The following is an 11,413-nucleotide window of genomic DNA, read 5'->3' as shown; positions in this document are numbered from 1 at the left end:
CGGTCTCACCCTTGCAACTCTCACTCACTAGGAGATAACACGTGTCCACCTCCATCCTCCGGCGGCTGTCCGCCGCTGCCGGCGTGCTGGCGCTGAGCGCAGCGGCGACGTTCGTCGCCGTCGCACCGGCGACAGCCGTCACCCAACCGGGCAACATCGACCCGTCGATCCCCCGCACCCTGACCATCCACAAGTTCGCGCTGGGCCCCGAGAACGGTCAACAGGTCGGTACCGGCCAGGAAGTCAACGTCCCCGGCACGCCGCTGGCAGGCGCGACCTTCACCGCCGCCCTGGTCCAGGGTGTCGACCTCACCACGCCGGCAGGCTGGACCGCGGTCTCCACCCTGACTCCTGCGACGGCGGCATCGCGTGTCACTGCGGCCGACACCTACACGGCGACCACCGGCACCGACGGTGTGGCACGGTTCAATGCCGGTGACACCCTCCCGCTCGGTCTGTATCTCGTGACCGAGACCGCACTGCCGGCCGGGGCGACCAACCCGGCCGCGCCGTTCCTCGTCACGCTGCCGTTCCCGACGGGTTCGGACGGTGCCCCGTCCAACCAGTGGATCTACGACGTGCATGCCTACCCCAAGAACGCGGTCACCGATCTGACGAAGACCCGCGTCCCGGCGCCGGCCAACTCGGTCGAGGCCCGCAATCCCGACCTGATCCGCTGGGCGATCACCCAGAGCGTGCCGACGCTCGCCGGTGGCACCACCCTCGACACGTTCGCGCTCACCGACTCGCTGCCCGCGGAGCTCGAGTACCTCGCGAACGGCCCGGACGGCGTCGCCCCGACGAGTGTGCGGGTCACGAACGCGGCCGGCGTCACCCAGAACTTCGTCGAAGGTACGGACTACACCCTCGTGTACGCCGCCGCCACGAGTAACCTCACCGCCACCTTCACCCCTGCTGGTCTCACCCGACTGTCAGCCCTGCCCGGAGGCAAGGTGACGCTCACCGTGCTGAGTCGTGCACTGACGATCCCCGCCAATGGCTTCATCACCAACACGGCGACGGGCGTCGTCAACGGCAGCACCACGACGGTCGAAGGCAGGACCCCGATCGGCCAGCTCACCGTAGCCGCCTTCCAGAACGGCGGACGGAACCCCCTCGCCGGCGCCGTGTACCAGGTGTTCCTCAACGAGAACGACGCCAACCTCGGCCAGAACGCCGTCTTCATCGACGGCGTCCAGAACTGGACGACCGGCGCGGATGGCCGCGTCGCGATCCCGATCATCACGCCGGGCACCTACTACGTGCGCGAGATCACCCCTCCAGCCGGATTCCAGCTGCCGCGGCCGAGCCAGGCGCAGGTCCGGGTTGTGCCCGGAGCTAGCTCGACCGTCGCGCCGGTGCAGAACTACGTCGAGTTCCTGCATGACCAGGTTCCCGCCTTCGCGCTCCCCCTCACCGGTGGTGACGGGGCCCTGTGGTTCACCGTCGGTGGTACCGGGCTCATCGCGATCGCCCTCGGGACCGGGGTCGTCGCGGCGCGTCGTCGTGCCACGTCGGCGCTCGCCGACGCGTAACGTAGCACTGTGAATGCGGAGGCGGGGCGTCAGGAAGGCGCCCCGCCTTCGCGCGTCCCGGGGGAAACGCCCGGATCATCCGCCGCCGCTCCGCCCTCGGAGTCGGCCCGGCGCGGGCGGGACCGACACCTTCGATGGCGGCTCCCGGTGCTGCCACTGCTGGTCGCGTTCGCAGTGGTCACCGGGGCAGCACTCCTGCTCTACCCGGCCGCGGCCGCGTGGTTCAGCTCGGTGGAGCAGTCGCGCGAGATCGACAAACTCACCGAGGGCATCAACGACCTCGGCGCCGAGACCTTACGCGAGAAGCTGGGGGAGGCGCGCGAGTACAACCAGTCCTTGAGCGGCGGTGGAGCGGCCGTCGCGGCCAACGAACGGCTTCCCCTCGCGGACGAACCCGGCTCCGATGACGAGCAGCAGTACCTCTCGATGCTCCGGGGTGATTCCGAGGGCCTGATGGCGCGGATCAGGATCGCCTCGATCGGACTCGACCTGCCGATCTACCACGGCACGAGCGAAGCGGTCCTCGAACGCGGCATCGGCCATCTCGAGGGCACAGCGCTCCCCGTCGGCGGGCCGTCGACCCACTCCGTGGTCACCGGCCATCGAGGCCTCGCGACGTCCGAGCTCTTCACCAAACTCGACAAGGTCACGGTCGGGGACGCCTTCACCATCGAGGTCTTCGGTGAGACTCTCGCCTACCGTGTCACCGAGACGCTCGTCGTCGAGCCCGAGGACACCGAGACCCTGCTCATCCAACCCGGCAAGGATCTCATCACCCTCGTCACCTGCACGCCCCTCGGCATCAACAGTCACCGCATCCTCGTCACGGGCGAGCGCGTGATCCCCACCCCCCAGGCCGACATCGACGCAGCCGGTGATGCCCCCGACGTGCCTGGCTACCCGTGGTGGATGGTCATCGCCGGCGGCGTGATCGCGGGCGCCGGCACGTACGTGTGGCTTTCGGGACGGCCGCCGCGGGCTGTCCGGCGGGAGCTCGCCCGGGAGCGCCAGGCGCTCACGCTGGATCAGCTGATGGAACGAGCGCAGTGAGAGGTCATCTCTCGCTCCGGTGCGGCGGACGACCTGTCCGCTGATCGACGGAGGGCGTGTCAGTACCGGGGCAACCGGTGCCGGCACGCCCGTGCCGCTTCCAGGACCGTCCACGCCTGGAGCTGCGAGGACAGGCTCACGGGTCCGTCCTGCCGTGGGGGGAACAGGAAAGCCGTCGTGTCCGACCCGGCACGGGCGGCGCGCGTACCGGCCGGGCCGGGGCGGTCCACGCGGGCACCGATGGCACCGGGGACGCCAACCTCCGTGCGGCCGGCCCAGAGCCGCCCCGCCGTGGCATCCAGGAGCGTCCGGGCGGTCACCGCAGCGTCTGCGTCGATGCCCGGGGTCACCGCGGCGAGCGCCAGATAACGCCCCAGGATCCCGGTGAAGAGACCGCCGTCGCCCTCCGCGGACAGCGGCAGTGCGCCGTCGTCGTCGGCCACGTGGTCCGCGACGGCACGGATCAGTGCGTCCGCCCGCGCCAGGTTCTCCTTCCCGCCGGTCGCGACGAGCGCCCCGAGCACGGTGCCCTGGTTGTAGGTGTGGATGGTGCGCTCCACCTGTCCGCCGGCCTTCACCCCGTCGAGGTACAGCCCGGTCTCCGTGTCGAACAGGCGGGCCCGGAGCCAGTCGAGGAGCTCCTGGGCGCGGACGGTGTCCCCGGCGCGCGCGAAGAAGAGCGCTGCGGGCGCCGTGCTCGGGGTGTTCTTGTAGTCCCGTGTGGTGTTCCAGTAGACGCCGCCGCCGAGGTCCGGTGTCTGCGCGGACTCCAGGGCGAGCCCGAGGACCCGCACCCGGCGTCGCGGCCGCCGTCGTCCCTCCACGCCGTCGAGGCGCTGCAGGGCGAGTGCCAGCCAGGCCATGTCGTCGTAGTAGGCGTTGCGCCAGCGGCCGCCGTTGCGCACCCAGATCCCGCGGGCGAGCCTGCGGGCGTCCGCCAGCGCATCACCGTCGGGATTCCGCAGGTGCTCGTCCAGGAGGCAGTCGAGGTAGTGCGCCTGCCACCAGTAGTGCCAGTGGCTGCGGGGACTGGTCGGTGACGGATAGGCGACGGCGCCCAGCCTCGTTCCCGGGAGGCGCAGGCTGCGCCGTGCGAAGAGGCGGCGGACAGTGCTCGCCGCCATGGCGGCGGCGTCGTCGGGGATGGGCATATGACCACCCTAACCACGCGGCCCGACCGGAGATTGGGCACGATGCGCAGTCGAACCCCGTCCGGGTGCGCAGTGGGCCACGTCACAGTACGCTGGGCGTGGGGACGGACCAACGGCGGTCCTCCCGGCGCGGAAGGATCAGCATGGACATCAGGGGATCGGTGGCGCTCGTCACCGGAGGTGCGTCCGGACTCGGATTCGCCACTGCCCGCAGACTGGTCGACGACGGCGCCTCGGTGGTGCTCGTCGATCTCCCGCAGTCCGCCGGCACCGGGGCCGCGACGGAGCTCGACCCGTCCGGTACCCGCGTGCGGTTCGTCGCAGCCGACGTCGCCGATCCCGTGCAGGTGCAGGCGGCGGTCGCCGCTGCCTCCGAGCTCGGACCGCTGCGCATCGTGGTCAACTGCGCCGGTATCGCCACGCCTGGCAAGGTCCTCGGGCGCGAGGGTGTCCTGCCGCTCGAGCAGTTCGCCCGTGTCATCAACGTCAACCTGGTAGGCACGTTCAACGTCATCCGCCTCGCCGCAGAGGCCATGGCCGCCACCCCCACCGTGACCGGCCTCGGCGGCTCTGACGAGCGCGGCGTCATCATCACCACGGCATCCGTCGCGGCCTTCGACGGCCAGATCGGGCAACCCGCGTACTCGGCGTCGAAGGGCGGCGTCGCGGCCATGACGCTTCCCATCGCCCGTGAGCTCGCACGATCCCTGATCCGCGTCGTCACGATCGCCCCGGGCATCTTCGAGACGCCCATGATGGCGGGACTGCCGCAGGAGGCCCAGGACTCCCTCGGCGCCCAGGTGCCGCACCCGTCCCGCCTCGGCAGACCCGTCGAGTACGCGGCGCTCGTCGCCCACATCGTCGAGAACCAGATGCTCAACGGCGAGACGATCCGCCTCGACGGCGCCATCCGCATGGCACCGAAGTAGGACGCGCCACTCCGGCTTCACCGCCCGGTCTCACCGCCCGGTCTCAGCTCGATCGAAAGGACGGCTCGATGGAGAGCCACTTGCCAAGCGCCGACTTCCTCGGCTTCGAATCGCTCCTCGCCGCCCATGAGCGGGAGAAACTGCAGGACGTGCGCGACTTCCTCGCCAAGGAGGTCTCACCGCGCGCCGTCGAATGGTGGAACCGCGCCGAGTTCCCCCACGAGATCCTTCCCAAGCTCGCCGGGTTGAACCTCAGCACGCCCGTGCAGCAGGGCTACAGCCACCTGTTCAGCGGGCTCGTGATCGCCGAGCTGACCCGTGCCGACACCTCGATCGCCACGTTCTTCATGGTCCACCACGACCTCTTCGTCGAAGCCCTCCACACCTTCGGCAGCGAGGACCAGAAGGCCCGTCTCCTGCAGGACGCCATGGACCTGAGGATCACCGGTGCCTTCGCGCTCACGGAGCCGCTGCACGGGTCCGATGTCGCCGGCGGCATGGCCACCACCGCCACGCGCGACGGCGACACCTGGATCATCAACGGCACCAAGCGGTGGATCGGCAACGGGACCTTCTGCGACTACATGCTCCTATGGGCACGGGACACCGGCACGGGAGGCATGCGCGGCTTCATCCTCGACGCCACCCTGCCCGGCGTGACCCGCACCGTCATCGGGAACAAGACGGCGCTCCGCACGGTCCAGAACGCCGACATCACCCTGACCGACGTCCGGATACCGGAAGCCGACCGCTTCGCCGGCATCGAGTCCTTCGACGACACCCGGCAACTCCTGCTCGGCTCCCGCATCCTGGTCGGCTGGCAGGCCGTCGGACAGCAGCTGGCCGCGTTCGACGTCGCCCGGCAGTACGCCGTGGAACGCCACCAGTTCGGGCGGCCGATCGCAGGCTTCCAGCTCGTCCAGGACCAGCTCGTCACGATGATGGGCAACACGACGGCGAGCCTGGGCGTCATGGTGCGGGTGGCCCAGCTCCAGGGACAGGGCGCGTCCGACATGCCACAGGCCGCTTTCGCGAAGTCCTTCACCACCGCGCGGATGCGGGAGACCGTCGCCCTCGGCCGCTCCATCCTCGGCGGGAACGGGATCGTGACGGACTTCGGGATGGCGAAGATCTTCGCGGACGCCGAGGCGGTCTACACCTACGAGGGCTCCTACGAGATCAACAGCCTCATCGTCGGCAGGGCGCTGACAGGCATCTCGGCCTTCGCCTGATCGGCCGGTCGGGGCGGGCGCCCGGTCACATGACGGACGGCGTGAGGCGCCCGCCACATTACTGGGTAGTATCCCAACAGCAATCCGTCGTATCCAGTGCCGCATACGCCCCGTTTTCCATGCCCTGAAAGCAGGCCGTTGTGACAGTGCCCCTCGAAGTGTCTCCTCTGCAGGCCGCCGACCCGTTCGCCAGTGCTCCCGACGACATCAGCTCCGACCTCCGCGCCGACGTGCGGCGCGTGAGCACGCTGCTCGGTGAATCGCTCGTACGGCAGCACGGCCCGGGGCTGCTCGACCTCGTGGAGCGCGTCCGTCTGCTCACCAAGCAGTCCAAGGAGTCCGGCAGCGGCACGGACGCCGAGCGGGCCGCCCTCGCGGAGCAGGTGCGCGAACTGCTCGCCGCCCTGCCCATCGACCGGGCCACCGAGCTCGTGCGCGCCTTCGCGGCCTACTTCCACCTCGCGAACGCCGCGGAGCAGGTGCACCGGGTGCGCGGGCTGAGGACCCGCTCCGAGGAGGACGGCTGGCTCGCCCAGACCGTCACCCGGATCGCAGCAGACGCCGGTCCCGAGGCGCTCGCCGACGTCGTGCGGGCGCTCGACGTCCGCCCGGTGTTCACCGCGCACCCCACGGAGGCCTCACGCCGCTCCGTCCTGGACAAGCTCCGCCGGCTCTCCGACATCCTCGCCGAGACGACGGCGGAAGGCTCGCAGCAGCGACGGCGGCAGGACCGGCGGCTGGCCGAGGTGATCGACCTGATCTGGCAGACCGACGAGCTGCGGCAGGTGCGGCCCACGCCGATCGACGAGGCCCGGAACGCCATCTACTACCTCGGTGACATCCTCACCACCACCCTGCCCGAGCTGCTCGAGGACCTCTCGGACCTCCTGGCCGAGCACGGCACGGCCCTGCCGGCCACAGGAGCCCCGCTGAAGTTCGGGTCCTGGATCGGCGGCGACCGCGACGGCAACCCGAATGTCACCGCGGCGGTGACGCGCGAGATCCTGCAGATCCAGAACCAGCAGGCCGTCCGGATCGCCATCCACTTCCTCGACCGGCTGATCTCCTCCCTGTCGTCGTCGACGGCGATCGTCGGGGTGTCGGAGGAACTGACCGCGTCCATCGAGCGGGACCTCGCGAACCTGCCCCGCCTCGACCGGCGCGTCCTCGAGCTCAACGCCCAGGAACCCTACCGGCTCAAGCTCACGTGTGTGAAGGCGAAGCTGCTCAACACCGCGGCCCGCGTGCAGAACCAGACCGCGCACGAGCCCGGCCGCGACTACAACACCACCGCGCAGGTGCTCGCGGACCTCCAGCTCGTCGGCGACTCGCTCCGGCAGCACGAGGCGGGCCTCGCCGCCGACGGCGCCCTCGCCACGGCGTCGCGCGTCATCTCGTCCTTCGGCCTGCACCTGGCCACCCTCGACGTCCGCGAGCACGCCGACATGCACCACGATGTCGTCGCCCAGCTCACCGACCGCCTCGGGGAGTTGGACGTGCCCTACCTCGAGCTGGCCCGCGAGGACCGCCTCCGGGCGCTGTCCCGCGAGCTCGCGTCCCGGCGCCCGCTCGCCGCGGTCAACCCACCGCTCGACGACGGCGCACGGCGCACCTTCGACGTCTTCCGTGAGATCGCCTCGGCGCTGGGAACCTACGGCCCCGATGTCATCGAGACCTACATCGTGTCCATGACCCGAGGGGCGGACGACGTCCTCGCGCCCGTGGTCCTGGCGCGTGAGGCGGGACTCGTCGACGTCGTCGGTGACGGCTCCGGCGGCCCGGACTCGGGGGCCTTCGCGAAGATCGGCTTCGCGCCCCTCCTCGAGACGGTCGACGAGCTCCGCGTCTCCGCCGAGATCGTGGACACCCTGCTCTCGGACCCGACCTACCGCGAGGTGGTGCGCCTGCGCGGTGACCTGCAGGAGGTCATGCTCGGGTACTCGGACTCGAACAAGGAGTCGGGCGTGCTGACGAGCCTGTGGGAGATCCACAAGACCCAGCGCCGCCTGCGCGACGTCGCCGCCAAGCACGGAGTCCGGCTCCGCCTGTTCCACGGACGCGGCGGTTCGGTGGGCCGCGGCGGCGGCCCGACGTACGACGCCATCCTCGCCCAGCCCAACGGCGTGCTCGAGGGCGAGATCAAGTTCACCGAGCAGGGCGAGGTCATCAGCGACAAGTACTCCCTGCCGGCACTGGCCCGCGAGAACCTGGAACTCTCCCTCGCCGCCGTCATGCAGGGGTCGGCACTGCACCGCACACCCCGTACGTCCGACGACGACCGCGGACGCTGGGCCGAGGTCATGGAGACCGTGTCCGACGCCGCCTTCGCCCGGTACCGCTCACTGATCGATCACGAGGACCTGCCGGCGTACTTCCTCGCCTCGACGCCGGTGGAGCAGCTCGGTTCGCTCAACATCGGTTCGCGCCCGTCCAAGCGTCCCGACTCCGGCAGCGGACTCGGCGGGCTCCGGGCCATCCCGTGGGTCTTCGGCTGGACGCAGTCACGGCAGATCGTCCCCGGCTGGTTCGGTGTCGGCTCCGGACTGCGGGCCGCCCGCGAGGCGGGGCACGAGGGGATGCTCGCCGAGATGCTCGACCGCTGGCACTTCTTCCGCTCCGTCGTCTCCAACGTCGAGATGACGCTCGCCAAGACCGACCTCGAAATCGCTGCGCACTACGTCGACGCCCTGGTGCCGGGCGAGCTGCAGCACCTCTTCGCCGTGATCCGCGAGGAGTACGAGCTGACCCTGGCCGAGATCCGGCACCTCACCGGCGAGCACGAACTGCTCGACAACCAGCCCGTCCTCAAGCGCTCGCTGGCGGTCCGCGACCAGTACCTCGACCCGATCTCCTACCTGCAGGTCGAGCTGCTGCGCCGTGTGCGCGCGGAGGCCGACGGCGGGCAGCCCGACGGACAGCTCCAGCGCGCCATGCTCATCACCGTCAACGGCGTCGCCGCGGGCATGCGCAACACGGGCTGATCGAGGTCGGTACCGAGGGCGTGGCCGCCGGCCTCCTCCGTGTGCCGGATTCCTCTACCCGTTCCGGCTCGACGGCACAACGACCTGCCGTGTTCTGACACCCCGGTGGCACCCGATCAAGCTGGGAGGACAGCCCCAGACCCCGGTGAAGAGTTCATGCAGCCGCGCCGTGCAGGGGGTCCATCAGTGCAGCACACGACAGTTCCGTTTCACCGCCCTCCAGCGTCGGTGGTTGCACGTGGCACCCCTTCCCGGGGACGTCGACCAAGGGTTGATCCCCGTCCCATCGGGTCGACGGTCGCGTGCACCTGCCCCGGTCCGGGGCCGAGCCGGCATGTCGCATGAGCCGTGAGTCCCAACAGCGAAGCGCGCGGTGCGCGGCCCGCAGCGCCGGCCTGACGGCCGAGAACTCCTGGTCCTACTACTACAGCGTCGGCGGGACCCTGGACATCCTGCAGCTCGATGCATACCTTCATGGCCTGTACCCGCTCGCGCAGGCTGAGCGGAACACGGTGGCACTGGCCCTCAACGAGCTCATCGACGATCTTCCGCGCCCGGGACCGAAGGCGGAGTTCGTCCACGCCCCGTGGCCGGATGGACCGACGCGCCCCTGAGAGGGCCGCGGACGCCACCCGGGCCGGCAGTCGCCGATCCGTCCGCGGGCGCCGGTCGGCCTCCACCGGGCCTTGTGCACGACCACGGCAGCCCTGCGGTCGGACCAGCAGGCCCGCACGGCGCACTCATCACCGGACACGGTGGTGAACATGCCCGTATCGCCCTTCGAGGCGGGGGGCGGGACTATGGTGGGGACAAGGACCATGTGATATCCAGGAACCGTCGGCGGGTTCCTGAGGGACTGTTCGAGTATCAGCGCCTGCGGCCGTAGGGCCACAGCCAGCGATCCGAGACCGACGATGAGCGTCACCCCGCTATCCCGCCACCCCCGCTCGCTCCACGGCACCGCCTGCTCGCGGCGTCCCGCACGTCCACCGGGCCCGGCGTCCTCCCCCCGCTGCGAGTGCGCGTCATGAGTGCCGGCGGGAACGACGACCTGTGCAGCGAGTATCTGACACACCTGCCCATCAGCGGGGCTGCGATCTCGATCTTCGTGGGGACAGGTAACGAGACCCGGATCAGTGCGACGGACGCTCGCGCTGTCGCACTGGATGAAGCCCAGTTCTCCGTCGGGGAAGGGCCGCGGTGGGACGCCGTGCGCACCCGGAGGCCGGTCCTCGTTCCCGACACCCGCGCCACGCATCTGAAGTGGCCGGCCCTGGGCATGTCCCTGGCGGATACGGGAGCAGCAGCCCTCTTCGCTCTGCCGCTGACCGTCGGGGCCGTCGACGTCGGCGTCGTCGAGCTGCACCGGACGGTCCCCGGGGAGCTGAACGAGCTGATGCTCGTTCAGGCACAACTCCTGGCCGGCAGGACGTCGTGGACGTTGATGCGCATGATCCTCGAGCAGCACCGTCACGCCCCGGACGAGGATGCGCCTGGACCCGATCCCCTCGACCGGAGAGAAATCCATCAGGCGACCGGCATGATCCTCGTCCAGGCGGACGTGTCCGCCGCCGATGCCCTCCTCCTGCTACGCGCCCGCGCCTTCGCCCATGGCCAGTCCCTGCAGGAGGCAGCAGAAGCGGTCATCGGCCGGAAGCTCAGTTTCGCCCCCGACCCTGCTCCCGACCCTGATGTGGTGTCGGAGCAGACGGGTGGGGAACACTAGTGGAAGTACTTCTTGATCCCCGCCACCAGGGCGCTGATACGAAGCGGTGCCGGAGGGCAGAGAAATGGTGACCCGATCACGACCCGAGAAAGTCAGCGCCGCGTTCGTCAAACTCGCCGACACACTGGTCGTCGACTACGACGTCCTGGATCTGCTGCACACGCTGGTCGAGGAATGTGTCGACCTCCTGCAGATAGATCAGGTGGGGCTGCTACTCGCCAGCCCCCGCGGTGATCTGCAGGTCGTGGCGTCGAGCAGCGAAGAAGCCGAGCTCGTCGAGATCCTGCAGCTGCAGGCCGGCGAGGGCCCGTGCATCGAGTGTTACCACTCGGGTGAGGTGGTCACCATCGCCGACATCACCGCGCTCGACAGGTGGGAGGGCTTCCAGCGCGCCTGCCTGCAGCAGGGTTTCGTCTCCGTGCATGTCGTGCCTCTGCGCATTCACGACCGGATCATCGGAGCCATGGGCCTCTTCGGGTCGACGGCCGGGGAGCTCGCCCATGAGGATGCGGTCATCGCCCAGGCTCTGGCCTCCGTAGCCACGATCAGTCTCCTCCAGGAGCGCACCATCCGGGAGAAGCAGGTCGTCAACGACCAGCTCCAGCGGGCGCTGAACAGCAGGATCATGATCGAGCAAGCCAAGGGTGTCATCGCGCAGACCTCCACGGTCACCATGGATGAAGCCTTCAACCGCTTGAGGGGTCATGCCCGATCGACGCACCGGACCCTCAACGACACCGCGCAGCACGTCATCGACCGCACGCTGATCCTCTAGGGGCGCGTCCACCACCTCGGACTCCTCCGGCCGA

At 69.8% G+C, this 11,413-nt stretch carries 9 protein-coding genes; 8 read left to right on the top strand and 1 reads right to left on the bottom strand.

The window, feature by feature from the left end; translation table 11 throughout:
* The first annotated feature begins 41 nt into the window (after window positions 1-41).
* Window positions 42-1,535 (top strand): SpaH/EbpB family LPXTG-anchored major pilin, encoded by a 1,494-nt coding sequence (locus tag ACX80N_RS07235; protein WP_105032537.1) that lies wholly within the window; start codon window positions 42-44, stop codon window positions 1,533-1,535.
* Between the two features lie 147 nt (window positions 1,536-1,682).
* Entirely contained in the window at window positions 1,683-2,585 is a 903-nt protein-coding gene (locus tag ACX80N_RS07230; RefSeq protein ID WP_459338854.1) for a class C sortase, read from the top strand.
* Window positions 2,586-2,644: 59 nt separating this feature from the next.
* Here ACX80N_RS07230 and ACX80N_RS07225 read toward each other — a convergent pair whose 3' ends face one another.
* On the bottom strand, window positions 2,645-3,736 hold the full coding sequence (locus tag ACX80N_RS07225; protein WP_459338853.1) for a glycoside hydrolase family 76 protein: 1,092 nt from the start codon (window positions 3,734-3,736) through the stop codon (window positions 2,645-2,647).
* 143 nt (window positions 3,737-3,879) lie between these two features.
* Between ACX80N_RS07225 and ACX80N_RS07220 the strand changes: the two genes are divergently transcribed.
* The 6 genes from ACX80N_RS07220 to ACX80N_RS07195 all read left to right on the top strand — a co-directional run bounded on the left by ACX80N_RS07220 (window position 3,880) and on the right by ACX80N_RS07195 (window position 11,379).
* The gene (locus tag ACX80N_RS07220) at window positions 3,880-4,665 is read left to right on the top strand and encodes an SDR family NAD(P)-dependent oxidoreductase (RefSeq protein ID WP_459338852.1); all 786 of its coding nucleotides are present in this window, start codon (window positions 3,880-3,882) and stop codon (window positions 4,663-4,665) included.
* A gap of 68 nt (window positions 4,666-4,733) precedes the next feature.
* A complete protein-coding gene (locus ACX80N_RS07215) occupies window positions 4,734-5,897 on the top strand; it encodes an acyl-CoA dehydrogenase family protein (RefSeq protein ID WP_459338851.1) in 1,164 nt (387 codons plus the stop codon).
* 146 nt (window positions 5,898-6,043) lie between these two features.
* Complete coding sequence (gene ppc, locus ACX80N_RS07210; RefSeq protein ID WP_459339044.1) at window positions 6,044-8,878, top strand: phosphoenolpyruvate carboxylase; 2,835 nt, start codon at window positions 6,044-6,046, stop codon at window positions 8,876-8,878.
* Between the two features lie 341 nt (window positions 8,879-9,219).
* Entirely contained in the window at window positions 9,220-9,492 is a 273-nt protein-coding gene (locus ACX80N_RS07205) for a hypothetical protein (RefSeq protein ID WP_459338850.1), read from the top strand.
* Window positions 9,493-9,905: 413 nt separating this feature from the next.
* Complete coding sequence (locus ACX80N_RS07200; protein WP_459338849.1) at window positions 9,906-10,604, top strand: GAF domain-containing protein; 699 nt, start codon at window positions 9,906-9,908, stop codon at window positions 10,602-10,604.
* Window positions 10,605-10,668: 64 nt separating this feature from the next.
* Entirely contained in the window at window positions 10,669-11,379 is a 711-nt protein-coding gene (locus tag ACX80N_RS07195; protein WP_459338848.1) for an ANTAR domain-containing protein, read from the top strand.
* Window positions 11,380-11,413: the final 34 nt, after the last annotated feature.

The organism is Arthrobacter sp. MDT2-16, assembly GCF_054510925.1.
Note: the sequence above shows the minus strand (reverse complement) of the source record. Positions and strands in the feature narration are given on the sequence as shown.

Bases quoted from the DNA above. Each gene is read 5' to 3' on its own strand.
- ACX80N_RS07195 (WP_459338848.1), top strand. From the start codon at position 10,669: ATGGTGACCCGATCACGACCCGAGAAAGTCAGCGCCGCGTTCGTCAAA.
- ACX80N_RS07215 (WP_459338851.1), top strand. From the start codon at position 4,734: ATGGAGAGCCACTTGCCAAGCGCCGACTTCCTCGGCTTCGAATCGCTC.
- ACX80N_RS07205 (WP_459338850.1), top strand. From the start codon at position 9,220: ATGAGCCGTGAGTCCCAACAGCGAAGCGCGCGGTGCGCGGCCCGCAGC.
- ACX80N_RS07225 (WP_459338853.1), bottom strand. From the start codon at position 3,736: ATGCCCATCCCCGACGACGCCGCCGCCATGGCGGCGAGCACTGTCCGC.
- ACX80N_RS07200 (WP_459338849.1), top strand. From the start codon at position 9,906: ATGAGTGCCGGCGGGAACGACGACCTGTGCAGCGAGTATCTGACACAC.
- ACX80N_RS07220 (WP_459338852.1), top strand. From the start codon at position 3,880: ATGGACATCAGGGGATCGGTGGCGCTCGTCACCGGAGGTGCGTCCGGA.